Below are 19,410 nucleotides of genomic sequence, written 5' to 3'. Positions count from 1 at the left end.
CATCCTTCGTGGTATCAGGTGCGCGCGTTTCAGCGCCCGCTATCCGCAAATCTCCAGAATGGCCAGCATGTAGATGCGGATCATGTCGATGAAATCACCGATGTCGACACGTTCATCGGGCATTGTGTTGTAACGGCCGCCGGGGCCACAGACGATGCCTTCCATTCCGCCGTAATAGTGCAGATGGCCAGCATCGGTCCCGTAGAAGCAGCTCGGGGCGACGGCGCCCGTCGGCTGCTCTTCTCCGCGTACTGCGCGATAAGCGCGGTTGACGGCCTGGACGATCGGGCTCGTGCGTGCCACTTCGAATGGCGGCATGGTCGGCACGCCGGAGCGGTCCTCCGACATGATCTCGGCCTTGAGGCCGGGAAACCGTGCTTCGAGTGCGTCGAGCTCGCGGCGCATGTCGGCCAGGGCCTTGGCTTCGGACTGGCCCGGTGCGTAGCGGCCCGAGCCCTTGATCCGCACGAAGTCCGCAACCTGGGGCGTGCGCCATTCGTGCAACTCGCGGCCGAGCGCGCCGTGCACGACGCCAACATGGACGCGATTGATCCGCTCATGCTCCGGCGAGAGGGCGCCCGAGAATTTCATCGCATTGAGGCGCGGAATGAGGTCGCACGCGGCCGTGATCGCATCGACCGCCTCTTCGCGCTTGGACAGATGACGGGTATTGCCGGTCAGCTCGATGATGAACATGAACGCTGCGGCGTGCATGGTCATGGCCTTCAGGTCGGTCGGCTCGGAGTTGATGAAATAGTCGGCGCGAAGTCCCTGCTCGACCAGCGAGTAGGTGCCGACGCCGCCTTGCAGCTCGCCGACCACATAGGTGAGGATGACGTCGCCGCTGAGTTTGACGCCGGCGTCGATCAGCGTCTTGACCGCGCAGAAGTAGGCGGCATCACCGGCCTTCATGTTGGAAACGCCGATGCCGTAGATGAAGTCGTCGTCGACCTTGCCTGCCCAAGGGTCGACGGTCCAGCCTTCGGTCACCGGGTTGGTGTCGAGATGGCCGTTGAACATCAGGCTCTTGCCGCCGCCGCTGCCCTTCCAGCGGCCGACGGCGTTGACGCGCCCCTCATTGCCGAAGGCTGTGAGCTCGGTATCGAGGCCGATCTCGCGCATGCGGCCAGCCATGAAGGCTGCGAGCTGCTTCTCGTCGTCCGATCTGGAGTAGCTCTTGTGCTGCACCATGAGTGACAGAAGATCGAGGGCAGCGGGCACGTCGATCCGAGCGAGAAGTGCGTTGTGGTCCATGGCAGGAAGTCCTTGTCGTCAACCGACCGGCACGGGGGAAGCAGCCATCAGTTCGCGGGTGTAGGGATGAACGTGGTTCGCATCGAAATCTTCGACGGGCAGAAGGTCGACCACTGCACCCCGGCGCATCACCGCGATGCGGTGAGCGATCTGACGGATAAGGTTGAGATCGTGGGTGATGAAGAGAAAGGCGGTTCCAGTCTCCTCACGCAGCGTCAGCAGCAATTCGATGATCTGGGCCTGCACAGAGACGTCCAGCGGCGCGGTGATCTCGTCGCAGATCACGAGTTTCGGCCGCGCAGCGAAGGCACGCGCGATGGCGATGCGCTGCTTCTCGCCGCCTGAAAGCTGATGCGGCCAGCGGTTGGCGTAGGATTGGGGCAGTCGCACCTGGTCGAGCAGGCGGGGAATATCTGCAAGATGGCCGCCGTAGAGCTTGAGAGGACGTGACAGGATCTCGTCGATCCTGTGACGCGGATTGAGTGACGAATCTGGATGCTGGAAAATGATCTGCACGTCGCGGCGGTAAGCGGCGTTCATGTCGCGCATGCCGTGGATCTCGTGCTCGTCGAAGGAGATTGTGCCTGAGAAGCGCGCAAGTCCGGTTAGGGCGCGCGCCATCGAAGACTTGCCAGAGCCGGACTCGCCGACGAGACCGAGGATCTCGCCGCCACGAACCTCAAGCCCGATCTTTTTCGTGGCCGGGGGCGGCGCGTCGCGGAACAGCCCGCCGCTGCCATATTGGACTTCGATCTCGGAGGCCGCCAGAAGGACCTGGTCGCGCGGCATGTCATGGACAAGACGACGTTCCGGTCTAGGCACGGCGTCCACAAGTGCGCGCGTGTTGGCGTGGCGCGGCGCGCGGAAGATCTCGGCCGCCGGCGCCTGCTCAACCAGGCGGCCGCGCTCCAGAACCGCGACCCGGTCGGCGACGCGCGTCACAAGTGCAAGATCGTGGGAAATATAGAGCGCGGCAACGCCCGTCTCCCGGCGTAATCGCGCGAACAGCTCGAGGATGCGCGCGCCAGTGATGACGTCGAGTGCGGTGGTCGGCTCGTCGAAGAGAATGACGTCGGGTCGGCAGCCAAAGGCGGTGGCAATGACGACGCGCTGTTTTTCTCCGCCGGAGATTTCATGCGGATAGCGCCGCATGATTGCAGCAGGATTGTTGAGGTCGACGTGACCGAGCAGATCGATGGCAAGCGTGTCAGCGTCGCGCGGTTTGAGACCGCGATGCCGTATCAACGCTTCCGTGATTTGCGTTCCGATGGTGAGCGTCGGATTGAGCGATGTCGAAGGATCCTGAAACACCATCCCGAGACGGCGTCCTCGGATCTCGGTCAGCTCGCGCGGGCTCAGGCGCTGAAGGTCGACATCGCCTAGCCGCAGCGAGCCTGCGACTTCGCGGGCGTTGTCGGGTAGATGGCGCATCAGAGCCCAGGCAAGCGAGCTCTTGCCTGACCCGGATTCTCCGACGAGGCCCAGCACCTCGCCCGGCGCGATCTGCAGCGAGATGTCGTGCAGTACGCGTACCGGCCCGGCTGACGTGATGTAGTCGAGCGTATAGCTCCGGATCGAAAGCGCTGAGGTCACCGCTCGTCCTTCGGATTGAGAGCGTCGCGAAGACCATCGCCGACCAGGTTGAAGGCAATGGCGGTAAGTGCGATCGCGGCCGAGGGCGCAATCAATCCCCACGGCGCCTGATGCATGTATTGGCGCGCGTCCGCCACCATGAGCCCCCATTCGGATGCGGGCGGCTGGGCGCCGACGCCGAGAAAGCTCAGCGTTGCGAACAGCATGACGGCGAAGGACACGCGGATGGTGGATTCGATCACGATCGGCGCCATGACGTTCGGCAACATCTCGCGGAAGATGATCCAGGGCGCTCCCTCGCCACGCGCTATGGCGGCCTTGACGTAGTCCTGATTGCGCACGTTGAGCGCGGCCGAGCGGGTCACCCGCGCCATGCCGGGCGCAAAGGCCACCGCGATGGCAATGACGGCATTGCCGGCGCCGTTGCCGAGCGTTGAGACCAGCAACAGGGCCATCAGAAGGCCTGGGATCGCCATCACGGCGTCGTTGGTACGCATGATGGCCTCGTCGGTTCGTCCGCCGAGATAGGCCGAGCCAATGCCGATGATCGCGCCGGCTGCGCTGCCGACGACGGTGGCGATGAAAGCGAGCGGCACGGTCGAACGCGCGCCGACCATCAGGCGGCTCAGGACGTCGCGGCCGAATTGATCAGCGCCAAGCCAGTTCTGCCAGCCGGGTGCGCGAAACCGGCCGAGAAAATCGATTTTCTCCGGCGCATAGGGCGCCAATGCGGGCCCGAACAGGCAAGCGGCCGCGATCAGCGCCAGGAGCACGACGCCGACAAAACCCTGCGGCTTTCGCATCAGACGGACGAACAGGTTAGTCATAGCGGATCCGCGGGTCGAGAAGGGCGTACGCCATGTCTGCGAGCGTGTTGGTGACGGCATAGGTCGCGGCCATGATCAACGCGCCCGCCTGGATCGACGGCAGGTCGCGCGTGGTGATGGCGATCATCAGCGCCCGCCCGATGCCGGGAATGGCGAATATCTCCTCGATCACGATGATGCCGCCGAGCAAATAGCCGACGTCGAGCGCGATGATGGTGACGACCGGCAACAGCGCGTTGCGCAGGGCGTGGCGAAACAGCACGGTGCGTTCCGGCAGGCCTTTCAAGCGCGCGGCGCGGATATAGTCCGATTTCAGCACGTCGAGCGTCTCGGAGCGCATCATGCGCATGACGTGCGCGACGAGGATCACCGAGACAGTGAGCACCGGCAGCGCCAGATGACGGATGCCGCCGCCGAAATCCTCCAGTGGGGAGACGTAGCCGGTCGCCGGCAGCCAATGCAACGTATCGGCCAGCAGAAGGACAAGCAGCGTCGCGGTGACGAATTCCGGCAGCGAGACCCCGAGATAGGCGATGAGGCTGACGCCCGTGTCGGTGAGCCTGCCTTGCCGCAGCGCCGCGACCACGCCGAGGGGCACGGCAACAGCCAGTGTGACCAGGATGGCCGACACGGCAAGCAGCAGCGAGCGCGACAGCGCCGCCAGCATTTCCGGGCCGACCGGCTGGCTCGTGCGCATCGAGATGCCGAAATCGCCGGTGAACACGCGGCCGGCCCAGCGCCCATATTGCAGCCAGGCCGGACCGCCGAGCCCGAGCCTTGCCCTGAGCGCGGCCAGCATTTCCGGCGTCGCATTCTCGCCGAGCAGCGACTGGGCTGCGTCCGCCGGCAGGATCTGGGTGATGGCGAACACGAGCATCGAGACCACGATGACGGTGTAGACCATCAGCATCAGACGGCGCGCAAACCAGGTGAGCGACACCCAACGTCTCCGGCGTCAGGCGCGCTTCGGCGCACCGGCGCCGAGCGAAACCGTGTCGAGGCGGAACACCGAGCCGCGCGGGTGCAGCATGTAACCTTCGACATAGGATCGTTGTGCCGCAAGAAGGTCGAAGAACGCCGAGATGACCGTGGGTACTTCCGTGTTCATCATCTCCTGCGCCTTGGCATAGAGCGCTGTCCGCTTGGATTCATCGGTCTCGACGCGGGCTGCGTTGATGACGGCGTCGAAGTCCGTGTTGTTCCAGCGGGTCTCGTTCCAGGCCGCGTTCGACGTGTAGAGCAGGTTGAAGATGGCGTCGGCGGTCGGCTGCATGTTGTAGAAGCCGACGTAGAAATTGCCCTTCTTCCAGACCTGGTCGAGATAGGTGGCATGCGGCATGGTCTGCACGTTGATGCGGAAACCGGCTGCGGCGGCCATCTCGCGAACCGCGACGCCGAGCTGCGTGCGGGTCGACGGTCTGTCGGAGGCGACCAGCGTCAAATCGATGCCGTTGGGATAGCCCGCGTCAGCCAGGAGCTTCTTTGCCTTGGCGATGTCGGGCTTCTTCAGCGGAATGTTCTTGTAGAAGTGGTAGGCGGAGCTCAGCGGCGTGTCGTTGCCCGGCGTGCCATAGCCGCCCGCGACGAAGCCCACGGTTGCCTCGCGATCGACCGCCAATGCCAGGGCCTGGCGAACGCGCACGTCGTTGAACGGCTTCTGGTCGCATCCGAGGTTGATATTCAGGAACTGGCCGGATGGGGTGCGCAGGGCCTTGACGCCATTGGCCTTGACGAGGCGCTCATATTCACCCGGCGTGGTCGTGAGCAGCAAATCGATCTCACCGGAGATCATTGCTGACGCCTCGGCGGTGCGGTCCGGATAGACGAGCAGTTCGATGCGGTCGAGGTAGGGCCGCGCCGGATCATAATAAGCGGGGTTACGTTCGACGACGATCCGGCGATCGGGCTCGTAGGATGCCAGCTTGAATGGGCCGGTGCCGTTGGCGGTGGTCGACAGGCTCGCGAGGTCGCCGGCGATGACCTTGGCCGGAACGATGCGCGCGTTGAGATAGGTGAGTGCCACTGGCAGGTCGGCATAGGCACCTGTGAGCGTAAACTTGACGGTCAGCGGATCGACCGCGGCGACGTCCTTGATCGGGCCGACATTGGTCCGGCCGGGGGAAGCGGTCTTCGGATCGAGGATGGCGTTGATGGTGGCGACGACATCGTCGGAGGTCAGTGGCGAACCGTCATGAAACGTCACGCCCGGGCGCAGCTTGAAAGTCCACTCGGTCAGCGTCGCATTGGGTTCCCAGGAGATCGCGAGGTCCGGCTCGACGGTCATGTCCGGCTTCAGCCGGGTGAGGTTGGAGTAGAGCAGTTCGGTGACGAGATATTCCGGGTTCACGCGCGCCAGCATCGGATGGATGACCGATGCTGCCTGGTCGACCGACATCCGGAGCAGGCCGCCGCGCTTCGGGGCTTCGGCGAAGGCGATCCTGGGCAGACCGGCGAGGCCGATCGCGGTTCCCGCGAGGAAAAGACGGCGACTGACGGACAGCATGGATGGGTGCTCCTTGAGTTAGCGGGCGGCGAGTGTTTCGGGAGACAGATCGGGATGGAATTCGGCGGACAGATAGGCAAGGACCGATTTCGCCAACGCGACGATGTCGGCGAGCGTGGTGAATTCGCCGGGCGCGTGAACGCAGCTGTCCGGCCGAACGAGGCCGGCCAGCAGGATCTCCTGCATTCCGGTCTGTTGCACCCAGCCGAAATCGGAACAGCTCGTCGCACCCCATTTGGCGAAATCGTCCGGTGCGTATCCGAATCCGACCGACAGCGCCTCCTGCCAGCGCGGCCAGTGCCGGCCTGTCGGATCGGATGTCGGCATCAGGTGGCCGGTGAGAGCCACATCGACGTCGGCTCCGGGGGCCGCCGCAAGGACGGCGTTCTCGATTTCGGCACGCGCGGCCTGAAAGTCTTCCTCGGGCGCATAGCGCCGACAGACGAGAACTTCAAAGAGCGATGGAATTTGCCCGCCGCATTGCCCGCCATGGGCTGCTGAAATATCAAGCTGGGCTGCGAGCGGATGCGTTGCATGCGGCTGCGCAGGCAGGGCGGACGTCCGTGCGGCGATTTCTGGTTTCAATGTTGCAAGCGCATTGAGGATCGGCAGTGCAACCTCGATAGCGTTGGCGCTTGAGCCAGCGGTCCTGGCTTCGCTTGCGTGAACCGTCCTGCCGCGGACGCGCACCAGAAGCGTGAAGAGGCCAAAGCAGCCGGCCCAGATGCGCGGCGCCGCGGCACCATTGAAATTGAGAATGTGGCCTTCGAGCAAACCTTGCTCCGCCAGATAGCGCACGCCGGGATAGAGTCCGCCTTCCTCGTCGGTGCAAAGCAGCAGCATCGGGTCGTAGCCGAGTGGAAGGCCGATCGTGTCGGCGGCGCGCAGCGCGAGCAGCACGGCCGCGATGGTGCCCTTCATGTCGGCGGCGCCGAGGCCGATCAGGCGATCGCCATCGCGCGTCAACTGGAGCGGATTGGAGGTCCACCCGGGCGCTGCCGGTACGGTGTCGACATGAAAATACAGCCCGAGCACCGGCTTGTCCGAGCGGCGGCGCGCGATGAGATTGGTTCTGCGCCCTTGCGCCGGGCCACCCGCCACGCGCCACAAATGTTCGGGGACATTGACGCGTTGGCAGTCCAGGCCGAGCGCCGCAACGGCGCTCTCCATCAAGTCGGCAAACGCTTCGTATCCCGCGCCGGGCGGGAACGTCGTGTCGATTGCCACCATCCGCGCAAGATCGTCGATCGCACGCTCGGCTGTGCGCTCGATCTCGGCGAAACCGTCGATCAGCGTCGGGCTGGCCTGTCCTGGGCCTGGTGGTGGAGAAACCATTTGCGGCGGCTCATTTCTATATTCTATAAAGAAATAGGCGAAGCCGATTGCTGTCAATTCCAAAGAATGAGGCAGGGGTGACCGGTAAACAGGCAAAAGCAGCGGCGAGCGGCCCATCGAGCCTGCCGGTTCCGTTGTACGAGCACGTCAAGCGGCAGATCGCCGAGGCGATCCTGGTGGGCGAACTGTCTCCGGGCACGGTGCTTCCCGGTGAAGTTGCGCTTGCCGCGCGATATGGCGTTGCGGTCGGCACCATTCGCCGGGCGCTCGCGGATTTGACCGCCGACGGCATGCTGGTGCGCCGGCGCAAGACCGGGACGGTCGTGACCGGCCGCGCACCGCAACACAGTCTGCGCTTCTTCTTCCAGTATTTCCGACTTCACGGCGAAGACGGCAGCCTCCAGCGTTCCGTGCCCGAAGTCTTGTCTGTGGTACTGCGGCCGGCAGACGCAGATGAGGCGGCGCTCTTCACGGAAGCCGTTGGTGAGCCGCTGCTCTGTCTTCACCGCATCCGACGTGTTGGCCGCGCGCCGGTGATGCACTCGCGAATACGGCTCGTTGCGCGCCGCGTGCCGGATTTCCCGCGCAAGGCGGCGAGCGTGCCTGCGCTGCTCTACCTCCATCTGCTCGACGCCTACGGCATTCGTATCGCGGCGATCCGCGAGAAGCTCCTGGCAGAGCTCGCCGACAAGGAGGATCGGCGTCTGCTTGCGCTGGCTTCGCCGAACGCCGTTCTGGTGATCCGCGAGGAGGCGTACGATCAAGCCGGTGCGCTTGCGCTCCTGAGCGAGCATCGCGCCACGACGGCGCATCATCACTACGTGAACGAGATCCGCTAACCTTTGCGAGTCGTGCCGCGCGCCCGTGACGCTTCCTACTGACCGACGATCACGTCGATTTCCTCCTTCAGGAGGGCGCCGTAATGTTCGAGGACGCCTGGCCTCAGCTTCGCGCAGAGGAACGTGAAGCTAAGGGCGGCGCCCGGCTTTTCGCCCGGCGTCATGATCGGCAATCCGACGCCGGCAATGCCGGGAATGAGTTCGCCCACATCCACCGCGTAACCGCGGCGGCGGGTGTCGGCGATCAGCTGCCGAACCTTGTCCTCGGTGAGATTGCGATAGGACGCGTAGCGCCCGAGGTTGGCGCGGATGATGTAGTCCTGCTCGTCCTCGTCCAGGAATGCGAGCATCGCGATCGAGCCGGGACCTACGCCGAGAGGCACGAAGCCGCCGATCGATCCCGTCAGCGTCGGCACGATGCATTCACCGTCGCGCCGGTCGAGACAGACGGAATCGTGATTGAAGCGGGCCATCAGGTGCGTCGTGTCGCCGGTGCGGCGCCTGAGCCGGGACAGTGCGATCTCGCAGCGGCTGATGATACCGGGGCCGCGAGCAGCGCGGACGCCGTAGATCGCCATGCGTGCACCTAGCCTGTAGCGCCGTTTCTTGTCGTCGCGGGCAAGCAGCTTGTGACCGACCAGCGTATTGAGGATGCGGTGACAGGTGGCGGTATTGAGCCCGGAGCGCGCCGCCAGGTCCTTGAGCGAGAGGCCCTCGACGCCGCCATCGGCGACGAGATCCAGCAGGATGACGGTCCGGTCGAGCAACTGGGCTCCACCGGACGGCGGTTGGGCGATCGCCGGCATGGAATCTCACATTATGAAAAAAGAGGCCTTGGCAACTTGTACATTGAGAAAGATGTGTCTCCAATGATGAAAATTAGGTCGCTTGAGAAGGGTGCATATTTTTTGAGCGACCTGATTTCTTCATTCGCAAAAAGCTGATGGCTGACGCGGCGCTGCGGCAACAGCGCTGGAAGGCCGTGATTTTTCCAGAGGAACAGGATGACAGGCTTCAAAAGGATGATGGGCGTTTCCGCCCTTGCGCTCGCTGCCTCCTTTGTTGGTGGCGCCGCCGTGGCGGGCACGCTTGAGAACGTCAAGGCACGCGGCAAGCTCGTCGTCGGCGTGAAGAATGACTACGTGCCCTATGGCTATCTGAACGACAAGGGCGACGTCGTCGGCTTCGAGGTCTCGCTTGCGAAGTACGTTGCCAAGGAGCTCCTTGGCTCCGAGGACAAGATCGAGCTCGTACCTGTCGTCGCTTCCAATCGCATCGAATTCCTGACCGCCGGCCGCATCGATGCGATCTTTGCCACGCTCGGCGTCACGGCCGAACGCGCCAAGGTCATCGACTTCACGACGGAATACGTTTCCGCTGCCGGCCCGTCCGTGCTGGCGGCCAAGGAAGCGACGATCTCCAAGTGGGAAGAGCTGAAGGGCAAGTCGGTCTGCGGCATCCAGGGCTCCTACTACAACAAGAAGATGACCGAGGAGTTCGGCATCAATCTCGTGGCCTTCAAGACCCAGCCGGAAGCCTATCGCGCGCTGAAGGACAATCGTTGCATCGGCTTCGTCTTTGACGACATGACGCTTCAGCAGAAGCTCAAGGAGCCCGATTGGGCAAGCTACAAGATCGCGGTGGCACCCTATGAATTCCAGCCGATGGCGGGCGGCCTCCGCAAGGGAGACACCGAATTCCACGAAGCCGTCGACAAGGCCATCGGGAAGGCCGAGGCCGAAGGCAAGCTGATCGCGTGGGAGACCGAGTTCGGCATGCCGCACTCCGACTACATTGCGGCGCGGGCGAAGGCAGCGGCTGCGAAGAAGAACTGACGGACACGGAGCGGCCTTTGTTCGGTCTCGATTATTCCTGGCTCGCGGATCCTGCGTACCAGCAATGGCTGCTGACCGGTCTCGTCAACACGCTGAAGCTGGCGGCGCTCTCATCGAGTGCCGCCATCCTCATCGGCATGCTCGGGGCTCTCGGGCTCACGCTGCGGATTTTCTGGCTCGATGCCCTGATCGAGTTGTTCGTAGAGGTGTTCCGCAACACGCCGCCGCTGTTGCAGATGCTGTTTGCCTATTTCACCCTCTCAACCCTCGGCCTCAGGGTGACCGATCCGTCGACGGGATTATCGGTTCCGCTTCTCAGTGCCTTTGCCTGCGCTGCGACTTCGCTCAGTCTCTTCGGCGGGGCGCTGGCGATCGAGGCCTTCCGCTCGGGCATCGAAACCATGCCGCGGTCGATCATCGATGCGGCGCGGTCACTGGGGTACGGCCGATGGGCCCGCTTCTGGCGCATCGAGGCGCCGATCGCCACGCGCATCTGCCTGCCGGGACTGACGAACATCCTGACCAACCTCTTCAAGACGACGTCGCAGGCATCCGTCATCACCGTGCCGGAACTGATGTACTACGCGGGACAGATCTACAATGACACGTTTCGCACGCTGGAGGTCATGATTCTGGTCCTCCTGATATACGTGGTGCTGGTGTCCATTCTCAGCTTCGCAATGGCGAGGCTTGAGGCCTTCATGGCCTTCCCAGGTTACGGGAGGGAGCATTGATCGCGGGCTCCATGCTCTCCTATGAGGGAAAGAAGCGCGCCGTTCTGCTGCTGATCGCCTTTGGCGTCGTCGTCTGGATCGGGGTCGATGCCGCGGCGGGCGGCTCGGCGCACTGGAGCCGCGTGCTGGTGCGGCTTCCTCTGCTTCTCACTGGCTCGGCGTCCGGCTGGCCGATCACGGGCGGCTTTGTCCTTAATATCATTCTCTCGCTCGCCTCCATGGCACTGGCGACGGCGCTCGGTACGATCATGGGTCTTGCGACGCTCGCCAGGTTCGGACCGATCCGGGTCCCGTCCTTTCTGCTGATGAATTTCCTGCGCAATTCACCGTGGCTCGTTCTGCTTTTTGCGACGCTCTATTTCCTGCCGTTCGAGATGCACGTCTTCGGCGCGACCATTCCGTTCCCGCCATTCGTGAAGGCCGTGATCGGCCTTGCGTTGCCGACGGCGGCGAATTTCTCCGAGGTGATCCGGGGTGCCGTTCAGTCCATTCACAGCGGCCAATGGGAAGCGGCACGTTCGCTCGGCTATGGCACCGGCCAGATCTATCGCCACGTGATCATGCCACAGGCGCTGCGGCGCATGATCCCAGGCTGGATGAATCTCTACGCGCTGCTGATGATCGCGACAGCGCTCGCCACGGTGACCGGAATCCAGGACGTGCTGACGATTCTGAATACTTTGCTGGCCATGGAGAACGAGCGGGTGATCGTCTACTTCTATCTGACCATCCTCTTCCTGTTCATCGCCTACTGCTATCCGATCGCTGCCGTGGCGCGTCGGTGGGAGCGTGCCGTGAAGGGAGAAAGCCTGTGAACCGCATCGACGCGCTGATCGAGCTCGATAACGTCCGCAAGTCCTTCGGTAACGTCCCAGTTCTCAAGGGCATCTCGATGTTCGTGCAGAAGGGCGAGGCAGTCTGCATTATCGGCCCCTCCGGGTCGGGAAAGTCCACCGTCCTGCGCTGCATCAATGGCCTGATTCCCGTGGACGACGGCTTTGTCCGGGTCGGCGCACACCGAGTGCATGAAATGAGGTCGGAAAAGCAGATGCGGGCGCTGCGCCATCAGGTGGCGATGGTGTTCCAGCAGTACAATCTGTTTCCGCACCGCACGGCACTGGAAAACATCATGATGGCGCCGATCCAGGTGCTCGGACACGATCGCGCCGAAGTCGAGGAGCGAGCCCGTAAGCTCCTGAAGAAGGTGCGGCTGTCGGAGAAGGCGGACAGCTATCCGGGGCAGCTTTCCGGCGGCCAGCAGCAGCGCGTGGCAATCGCCCGCGCACTCGCGATGCAGCCGGAAGTGATCCTGTTCGACGAGGTGACGGCTGCGCTCGATCCCGAAACGGTGAAGGACGTGCTCTTCGCGATCCGCGAACTGGTGGAGGAAGGCCTCACCTGCATTCTCGTGACTCACGAGATGAAGTTCGCCCGGGACGTCTCGCACCGCGTTTGTTTCACCGATCATGGTCTGATCGTGGAGAGTGCGCCGCCTGCAGAACTCTTTGACAATCCGCGAGACCCGCGCACTCGCGAATTCCTCGGTCAGGTTCTCTGATCGCATCACCGGGGCGGGCGAATGTCGTCCGGACCGGTGCAGACGACTCGTCGGGATTGGGCGCACGCTGCGCGCCCACGTGCAATGAAAATGAAAGGTGAGCCGGAAGGCCCAATACATCATGCCTCGTTTTGACGACATCTACGCCAAGGACTTCAAGGACGCGCCCTACTGGTGGGAGGCCGCAGAACCGGAGACCGATCTCGATCCGCTGCCGCAGCGAGCCGACGTCGTGGTCATTGGCTCGGGCTATGCCGGGCTGAATGCGGCGACCCATCTGGCGCGCGCCGGGCGCTCCGTCGTCGTCATCGACGGTGACCGGATCGGGGAGGGAGCCTCGACGCGTTCGGGCGGCATGGTGTCGAGTGGCCAGAAGCTGGTGGTTGGTGGCGCGATCAAGGGGATCGATCCGGCGCTCTTCTCGCGCCTGATCGGCGAGAGCAACGAGAGCTTCGATTATCTGAAGATGCTGGTCGAGACGGAGAAGCTGGATGCGGGTCTTGCGCTCACCGGCCGCTTTTTCGGCGCCCACGCCGCGGGCGATTACGAAACCCTGAAGCGGCATGGCACGCTCCTGGCGGAAAAGACGGGCGTGACCGTGCATTTCTACGATCGCGCGCATCAGCAGGCGGCGATCGGCTCGGACTACTACCATGGCGGCATGGTGATCGATGAATATGGCGGTCTGCATCCGGGCAAGTATCACAAGGCGCTACGCGACCGGGCGCGCGCCGCTGGCGTCATGCTGCGCTCGCATGCGCGTGCGGGTGTCGTACAGGATGGTGCGAGCGGAGAGAAGATCGTGCCGACCGCTCGAGGCAGCATTCGGACTGCCCACGTCGTCGCAACCACAAACGGTTACACCGCCGCCGATGCGACGCCGAGCCTCGCCAGCCGCATCGTGCCGGTCAAGAGCTATCAGATTGCCACCGCGCCGGTGCCGGCCGATCTCTTGGCCGAGCTCATTCCGCAGGCCCGCATGGTGTCCGACACGCGCCGTGATTTGATCTACGCCAGGCCGTCGCCTGACGGGACGCGGCTTCTGTTCGGTTCGCGTCCGGGCATCTTCGACATGCCCGACAAGCTTGCCGCGAAGCGGCTTTATGCGCGCATGCTGGCCGTTTGGCCGCAGCTTGCGGGCGTGAAGATCACTCATGCCTGGAGCGGGCGCGTGGCCATGACCGTCGACAAGATCGCCCATCTCGGCGCCCGCGACGGCGCGGATTTCGCGGCTGGCTGCAACGGCAACGGCGTCGCGCTGATGACCTTTCTTGGGTACCAGACAGYGCGCAAAATTCTCGGTGAGCAGAACATGCCCTCGGCCTTCGACCGCGAGACATTCACAGCCGTGCCCTTTTATTCGGGCAAGCCGTGGTTCGTGCCGCTGTTTGCCGGCTGGTATCGCCTGCGCGATTTTCTCGATCGTCCGGGACGCTGAAATAGCGGCACACGGGTTGTCGATCCGCGATGCGTCGGTCTCTGGGGCCTCATGAGCGGGGCGGAAGCCGATCTCCTGTTTGGCGACATCACGGTCTTCACCGATCCCGAGCGGACCGAACGCCTGGTTGTCCGCTTCAGGGCGGCAAGAAACGTCTGATCCGCATGCCTTCCATTCGCTCGTCTTGAAGGAGGACAATTTGTCCAGAATAATTCCCGACCTCGTCGTCACGCCGCRGGAACTGCCCGCGAAGGTGGACGTCGTCATCATCGGTGGCGGCATCATTGGCGTATCGACAGCGCTCTCGCTGGTTGAGCGCGGCGTCAGCGTTGCCTTATGCGAGAAGGGATTGATCGGGGCGGAGCAGTCGTCGCGAAACTGGGGCTGGGTGCGCCAGATGGGGCGCGACCCGGCCGAGTTGCCGCTTGCCATCGAGAGTCTTCGGCTCTGGCGTGGCATGAACGCGCGCATCGACGGCGAAACAGGTTTTGGTCAGGGCGGCATCGCCTATCTCTGCGACACCGATGCCGACGTTGCGATGCATGAAGCGTGGTTGAAGCACGCCACTTCGCTTGGTCTCGATTCCCACCTTGTGAGTGGCGAGGCGCTAGAGACCCTCATTCCCGGTGCGACGAAGCCGTTTCGCGCCGCGCTGCATACGCCGAGCGATGGCAAGGCCGAGCCGTTCATTGCAGCTTCGGCGATCGCGCGAGGAGCGGCCGCCAAGGGCGCGCATATCCTCACCAATTGTGCGGTCCGTTCCATCGAGCGATCGGCGGGCCGGGTCAGCGGCTGCGTGACCGAGCGCGGTGAGATCCGCTGTTCGTCCGTGGTTCTGGCGGGAGGAGCCTGGTCGCGCCTCTTCGCCGGCAATCTGGGCATCGATCTTCCTGTCCTGAAGATCCTTGGCAGCGTTGTCCGCCTGTCCTCGGTCGACGGCGTTCCGAATTTTCCAGTCGGTGCAGGCAACTTCGCTTTCCGTCGCCGCCTGGACGGCGGCTTTACCGTCGCCCAACGCAACGCCAACATCGCCCCGATCACGCCGGACAGCTTCCGTTTGTTCTGCGACTATACGCCGACGCTGATCAAGAGCTGGAATGAACTGACGCTTCGCATCGGCGGCCAGTTCTTTCGTGAGTTGTCGATGGCTCGACGCTGGAATAGTGACGAGGTTACGCCTTTCGAGCAGGTCCGCATTCTCGATCCGGATCCGTCGCAGCGATTCGCTCAGGGCGGCGTGAGCCATCTTCGCGCGGCCTTCCCAGCGTTCGGCGACGCAAGGATCACGAAGATATGGGCTGGTCTCATGGACGTTACGCCCGATGCTGTACCGGTGATCGCGCCGGTCAACTCCGTTCCGGGCTTCTATCTCGCGACAGGTTCCTCCGGTCACGGTTTCGGTATTGGCCCTGGTGCGGGCGCTCTGATGGCTGATCTGGTGATCGGATCGACACCCTGTGTCGATCCTGCCCCCTTCCGGATGGAGCGCTTCAAACGCCTGAAGAGAGCCGCCTGATTTTCCAACCCATGCCAAACAAGATCAAGTCGGCCGCTGCTGTTTCCACCCTTCGCGACCTCGACTATCTCGCCAGGGTCCGGCCCGGCGCATCCGTGGTAGCGCGATGCGCCGTAGGTACGCCTTCGAACCGAGCACAGAACAGGCAGGCAGGATGTCGCTGCAGGAAGCGCGTCGCTCCGACTAAAGGAAGACCCGGAGGCCATCCGAGAGCCGGGAACATCGTCGTCAATCGGGTGCTTGAAGCGCTGACAAGATGGCTTGATAAGCCTGTTTGACCAGCCAGCTGTTGGATCGTCACGTTTTTCCGCTTCCGTCCCACGGTGACAGCAGCGAGCCGGCTGCATGACATCAGGACTTCGCCTCAATCTTCAACGGGAAAATTCCGTCGCTTCCCGTTGCATTGGATCAATGAATTCTCTAAGTCGTTGATATGGAATATAAATTCTCTGTAGCCCCCATGCTGGATTGGAGCGAGAGCTCAAGCTTTTCAGGCGGTTAGGAGGCGGTGTGTGCACGACGTGTGCACCGGGAGATCAAGGAAAAATCTCGCGAAAGCCAATGTGAGCGGGTCTTCCCAGTTGGTGGGGCCGCGTGTGGTCGGCGGACGGGAGCGACCGAAAGTTTCTGAGGGCAGGGGAAGGACAGTCGAGCACTGACGGGTAGTCTCGGCTACCCGACGTGGAAATTTTCACTCTCTCGGATCAATCGTAACGGGACAGCCCGAGGTCTGCCGTCTCGATCTCGGGTGTTCGGCCGGAGATCAGATCCGCAATAACCCGCGCCGAGCCGCAGCTCATCGTCCAGCCCAATGTGCCGTGGCCCGTATTGAGAAACAGATTGCGGATTGCCGTCGGTCCGATGATCGGAGGCCCATCGGGGGTCATCGGCCTCAAGCCAGACCAGAAAGTTGCGGTCTTCGGATCTCCGCCGGGGAATAGGTCCATCACGGAGTGCTCAAGCGTACGCCGCCGCGCCAAACCTAGGTCGTTGGTGTACCCTGACACCTCGGCCATTCCGCCCACCCGAATGCGCTCGCCGAGACGGGTGATTGCGATCTTGTAGGTCTCATCCATCACGGTTGATTGAGGCGCGCGCGATGCGTCACTGATCGATATCGTCAGCGAATAGCCCTTGATGGGGTATACAGGAAGTGAGATTCCGGCCTTCTTCAGCAAGAGCGGCGAATGACTGCCGAGCGCGACGACTATCGCATCAGAACGAATGACACCCCTGTTCGTGAGAACTCCGCGCGCTTGTCCGTTCCCAACGTCCAAATCCTTGATGGTCTCGCCGTAACGGAAGGTCACTCCAAGCCTGGCAGCGGCTTTCTCAAGTCCATTGGTGAACTTGAAGCAATCACCGGTTTCATCGTTTGGAGTTCGGAGCCCGCCGACAATGCGATCGCGAGCATGATGCAGTGCCGGCTCGATCCGGATACAACCGTCGCGATCAAGGATCTCATAGGGAATGTCGTCTGCTGAAAGCCTCTCGATGTCCTTTGCTGAGGCGTCGAGTTGCCGTTGAGTCCGAAAGAGCTGCAGCGTTCCCTGCATGCGATCGTCAAAAGTCAGCCCGGTCTCTGCTCGTACGGCAGCAAGCGCTAAGCGGCTATACTCCGCAAGCCTCAACATCCGGCTCTTGTTACGCGCGTAGCGGTGGGAAGTGCAGTTTGAGAGCAACCTAAACAGCCAACACAGCATCGCGCGGTCCAGTTTCGGGCGAAGGATTAGCGGTGAGTGCTCCATCAGCATCCACTTAAGGGCTTTCAGCGGAATCCCTGGAGCCGCCCAAGGTGAGCAGTATCCAAACGATATTTCGCCCGCATTCGCATAGCTTGTTTCCAGCGCTGGTCCTGGCTGGCGATCAACGACTGTCACTTCATGTCCGGACCTTGCAAGCTGATATGCGGTCGTGACGCCGATCACCCCCGCACCCAACACCGTGACTTTCATGAATCCTCTTACTCGCTTTGCGGCAACCCGGTGAGGTCAGTGTTCAAGCTTTGCAGGCGCTATCGCCTCAGCCGATACCCCTCAGACATCGGCAGGCCACCACTCAGAAATCCGAAACTTTTCCGACCGTAAAGCCAGCGAAGCGATCTGGTCGGTAGGGCTTCGGATCAACGATTGGCGCCGCCCCAGTCACGATATCCGCGACCAGGTGGCCGGAGCCCGGGCCGATACCAAAGCCGTGTCCGCTGAAGCCCGCGGCCAATATCAGGCCGGGTAGAGATGAAACCTCTCCGATGGCTGGCACGCCGTCGGGCGTCGAGTCGATGTAGCCCGCCCATGCAGCGGTGATTTTCGTGTCCCTCAGGGCCGGTAAGAGGTCGAGGGCGCGCCGATGCGTGAGTTCAATTGTGCTTCGATCGGGCGCCGGATCCAGAATGCGAACCCGCTCCATCGGCGTAGGGCTGTCGAGCCGCCAACGGTGGAGTGTTTCATGTCCCGACCACACACCCTCGAGGCCGCCGGGGAGCAGACTGCGCCAGCGCCGCAGAAACATCGGGAGGAATTGCGGGGCGAAGCGGAACTGCTGGGCTGTCGGATCAACGCGCCCTCGACCACTGATGGCGAGTGTATATCCGCCATCGCCGCGTTTCGTGACCGAAACGCTGGAGGTATGCAATGCATCGGGTAAGCCCTTCACGGCCGTCGAGACCGAAAGGATGGACGAGCGGATCGAGGCAAGCGGAAGGCGGATGCCGGACTGGTGGCAGAAGGAGGAGGACCACGCGCCTCCTGCCAATATGGCGACCTTGGTGCGGATCGTACCGCGCTCGGTCACGACCGCGCTCACCCGGCCGCCCTCAGTCTCCAATCCACGTGCCGCGCACATCTGGTGCACGGTGCCTCCACCCTTGAGGATGGCCCGCGCTGCCGCAGGGGCCGCATTGGAGGGATCGGCGATGCCGTCGCTCGCCGAGAAGACGCCGCCCTTCCAGGCGCGCCCGGTGGCTGCGCCATGGGAAGTAGCTTCGGTCGCATCGAGCATGCGAGTGCTGACGTTCACGCCSCGGGCAAAGTCGCACCAGCGCGCCCAGCCCGCCAGCTCGGCCTCATCGTTGCTCAGGTACAGGAGGCCGCAGCGGGAGAAACCGGTGTTCTCTCCGCTTTCAGCGCCAAATCTCTCCCACAGGTCCAGGCTCTTGGTTGCCATCGGCAGCTCTCGAGCATCGCGGTTTTGCTGGCGGCACCAACCCCAGTTTCGGCTGGATTGCTCGGCTCCAATCCGCCCCTTCTCCACGAGAACGACGCTGAGGCCGCGCAAGGTGAGATAATAGGCCGCGAACACTCCGATAATGCCGCCTCCGATGACCACCACGTCGGCGCGGTCGGGAAGATCAGGCGAGGTCTCAATCTGACAGAGGGGCGCGGGCATCCTGTGTTCCTGGATTTCGATGACTGCATCTTAGATCGCGCATTCGCGTAGACGGCACCGGATTCGATGGTGGTCCAGCATTTTATGCTGTATCCTCGGTGTACTGCAAAACGGCGTTCTGTCCGAACGATACATGTCAGTGACGGACGTCGGCTGCGAGAGAAGTAAGCTTTTTGCTCGCTGTGCAGAATTTTCTGCTGCGCGTTGAGGAGTGGAGGGCGATCAATGAAACTCGATCGGATTGACATCAAGATTCTTCACGAGCTCCAGAAGAATGGCCGCGTCACCAATGTCGAGCTGGCCGAGCTGGTCAACCTATCGCCCAGCCCATGCCTCATGCGCGTGAAGCGACTGCAGACCGAGGGCTACATCGAGGGTTACTCGGCCCAGATCAACATGCGCAAGCTGGGACAGACGCTGACCGTGTTCACGGAAGTGACGTTGAAGAACCATCGACAGATCGACTTTGCCCGCTTCCTGAGCGCGGTTGAGAAAGTCGACCAGCTGATTGAATGCCATCTGGTCTCGGGAGGTTACGACTACATGCTGAAATTCGTCGCCGCCAGCATCGGCGAGTACCAGACGATCATGGAG

General features: G+C 62.8%; 17 protein-coding genes. 8 read left to right on the top strand and 9 right to left on the bottom strand.

Translation table 11 applies throughout. The annotated features are described in order from the left end of the window. Positions 1–39: 39 nt before the first annotated feature. The 6 genes from ACXJMY_RS31990 to ACXJMY_RS31965 are packed head-to-tail and all read right to left on the bottom strand — an operon-like array spanning position 40 to position 7,512. Positions 40–1,254 carry a M20 family metallopeptidase gene (locus ACXJMY_RS31990; RefSeq protein ID WP_456623332.1) on the bottom strand — a complete coding sequence of 405 codons (1,215 nt, stop codon included), beginning with the start codon at positions 1,252–1,254 and terminating at the stop codon, positions 40–42. 18 nt (positions 1,255–1,272) lie between these two features. Beyond that, positions 1,273–2,847, bottom strand: a complete 1,575-nt coding sequence (gene nikE / locus ACXJMY_RS31985) for a nickel ABC transporter ATP-binding protein NikE (protein WP_456623331.1) — start codon at positions 2,845–2,847, stop codon at positions 1,273–1,275. Further along, positions 2,844–3,674 carry an ABC transporter permease gene (locus ACXJMY_RS31980; RefSeq protein WP_456623330.1) on the bottom strand — a complete coding sequence of 277 codons (831 nt, stop codon included), beginning with the start codon at positions 3,672–3,674 and terminating at the stop codon, positions 2,844–2,846. The genes nikE and ACXJMY_RS31980 overlap by 4 nt, the downstream gene beginning before the upstream one ends. After that, on the bottom strand, positions 3,667–4,614 hold the full coding sequence (locus ACXJMY_RS31975) for an ABC transporter permease (protein WP_456623329.1): 948 nt from the start codon (positions 4,612–4,614) through the stop codon (positions 3,667–3,669). The genes ACXJMY_RS31980 and ACXJMY_RS31975 overlap by 8 nt, the downstream gene beginning before the upstream one ends. A 15-nt stretch (positions 4,615–4,629) precedes the next feature. Next, positions 4,630–6,177, bottom strand: coding sequence for an ABC transporter substrate-binding protein (locus ACXJMY_RS31970; RefSeq protein ID WP_456623328.1), 1,548 nt, complete (start codon positions 6,175–6,177; stop codon positions 4,630–4,632). 18 nt (positions 6,178–6,195) lie between these two features. Further along, positions 6,196–7,512, bottom strand: a complete 1,317-nt coding sequence (locus tag ACXJMY_RS31965) for a M20 family metallopeptidase (protein WP_456623347.1) — start codon at positions 7,510–7,512, stop codon at positions 6,196–6,198. 77 nt (positions 7,513–7,589) lie between these two features. Between ACXJMY_RS31965 and ACXJMY_RS31960 the strand changes: the two genes are divergently transcribed. Next, entirely contained in the window at positions 7,590–8,351 is a 762-nt protein-coding gene (locus tag ACXJMY_RS31960) for a GntR family transcriptional regulator (protein ID WP_456623327.1), read from the top strand. Positions 8,352–8,386: 35 nt separating this feature from the next. Here the strand turns inward: ACXJMY_RS31960 and ACXJMY_RS31955 are convergent, their stop codons facing one another. Beyond that, positions 8,387–9,157 (bottom strand): IclR family transcriptional regulator, encoded by a 771-nt coding sequence (locus ACXJMY_RS31955; RefSeq protein WP_456623326.1) that lies wholly within the window; start codon positions 9,155–9,157, stop codon positions 8,387–8,389. Between the two features lie 198 nt (positions 9,158–9,355). On the opposite strand from ACXJMY_RS31955, the gene ACXJMY_RS31950 reads away from it, so the two are divergent. From ACXJMY_RS31950 to ACXJMY_RS31925, 6 genes are all read left to right on the top strand, one after another. Further along, positions 9,356–10,186 (top strand): transporter substrate-binding domain-containing protein, encoded by an 831-nt coding sequence (locus ACXJMY_RS31950; RefSeq protein ID WP_456623325.1) that lies wholly within the window; start codon positions 9,356–9,358, stop codon positions 10,184–10,186. Between the two features lie 17 nt (positions 10,187–10,203). Continuing rightward, a complete protein-coding gene (locus tag ACXJMY_RS31945) occupies positions 10,204–10,920 on the top strand; it encodes an amino acid ABC transporter permease (protein ID WP_456623324.1) in 717 nt (238 codons plus the stop codon). Next, positions 10,917–11,735 (top strand): amino acid ABC transporter permease, encoded by an 819-nt coding sequence (locus ACXJMY_RS31940; RefSeq protein ID WP_456623323.1) that lies wholly within the window; start codon positions 10,917–10,919, stop codon positions 11,733–11,735. Before ACXJMY_RS31945 ends, ACXJMY_RS31940 begins: the two co-directional genes overlap by 4 nt. Then, positions 11,732–12,478, top strand: a complete 747-nt coding sequence (locus tag ACXJMY_RS31935; RefSeq protein WP_456623322.1) for an amino acid ABC transporter ATP-binding protein — start codon at positions 11,732–11,734, stop codon at positions 12,476–12,478. The genes ACXJMY_RS31940 and ACXJMY_RS31935 overlap by 4 nt, the downstream gene beginning before the upstream one ends. 121 nt (positions 12,479–12,599) lie before the next feature. Further along, the gene (locus ACXJMY_RS31930) at positions 12,600–13,916 is read left to right on the top strand and encodes an NAD(P)/FAD-dependent oxidoreductase (protein ID WP_456623321.1); all 1,317 of its coding nucleotides are present in this window, start codon (positions 12,600–12,602) and stop codon (positions 13,914–13,916) included. A 199-nt stretch (positions 13,917–14,115) separates the two neighbouring features. Beyond that, positions 14,116–15,432: an NAD(P)/FAD-dependent oxidoreductase gene (locus ACXJMY_RS31925; RefSeq protein ID WP_456623320.1), complete on the top strand. Its 1,317-nt coding sequence runs from the start codon at positions 14,116–14,118 to the stop codon at positions 15,430–15,432. A gap of 704 nt (positions 15,433–16,136) precedes the next feature. On the opposite strand, the gene ACXJMY_RS31920 is transcribed toward ACXJMY_RS31925, so the two are convergent. Beyond that, positions 16,137–17,387: a D-amino acid dehydrogenase gene (locus tag ACXJMY_RS31920; RefSeq protein ID WP_456623319.1), complete on the bottom strand. Its 1,251-nt coding sequence runs from the start codon at positions 17,385–17,387 to the stop codon at positions 16,137–16,139. Between the two features lie 103 nt (positions 17,388–17,490). Next, on the bottom strand, positions 17,491–18,816 hold the full coding sequence (locus ACXJMY_RS31915) for an NAD(P)/FAD-dependent oxidoreductase (protein WP_456623318.1): 1,326 nt from the start codon (positions 18,814–18,816) through the stop codon (positions 17,491–17,493). A gap of 225 nt (positions 18,817–19,041) precedes the next feature. Between ACXJMY_RS31915 and ACXJMY_RS31910 the strand changes: the two genes are divergently transcribed. Beyond that, positions 19,042–19,410, top strand: a 369-nt coding sequence (locus ACXJMY_RS31910; protein WP_456623317.1) for an Lrp/AsnC family transcriptional regulator, incomplete at its 3' end; no start/stop codon positions are given.

It is taken from the genome of Bradyrhizobium sp. P5_C12 (genome assembly GCF_054049735.1).
Note: the sequence above shows the minus strand (reverse complement) of the source record. Positions and strands in the feature narration are given on the sequence as shown.

Bases quoted from the DNA above. Each gene is read 5' to 3' on its own strand.
- ACXJMY_RS31965 (WP_456623347.1), bottom strand. From the start codon at position 7,512: ATGGTTTCTCCACCACCAGGCCCAGGACAGGCCAGCCCGACGCTGATC.
- ACXJMY_RS31955 (WP_456623326.1), bottom strand. From the start codon at position 9,157: ATGCCGGCGATCGCCCAACCGCCGTCCGGTGGAGCCCAGTTGCTCGAC.
- ACXJMY_RS31970 (WP_456623328.1), bottom strand. From the start codon at position 6,177: ATGCTGTCCGTCAGTCGCCGTCTTTTCCTCGCGGGAACCGCGATCGGC.
- ACXJMY_RS31920 (WP_456623319.1), bottom strand. From the start codon at position 17,387: ATGAAAGTCACGGTGTTGGGTGCGGGGGTGATCGGCGTCACGACCGCA.
- ACXJMY_RS31950 (WP_456623325.1), top strand. From the start codon at position 9,356: ATGACAGGCTTCAAAAGGATGATGGGCGTTTCCGCCCTTGCGCTCGCT.
- ACXJMY_RS31980 (WP_456623330.1), bottom strand. From the start codon at position 3,674: ATGACTAACCTGTTCGTCCGTCTGATGCGAAAGCCGCAGGGTTTTGTC.
- ACXJMY_RS31990 (WP_456623332.1), bottom strand. From the start codon at position 1,254: ATGGACCACAACGCACTTCTCGCTCGGATCGACGTGCCCGCTGCCCTC.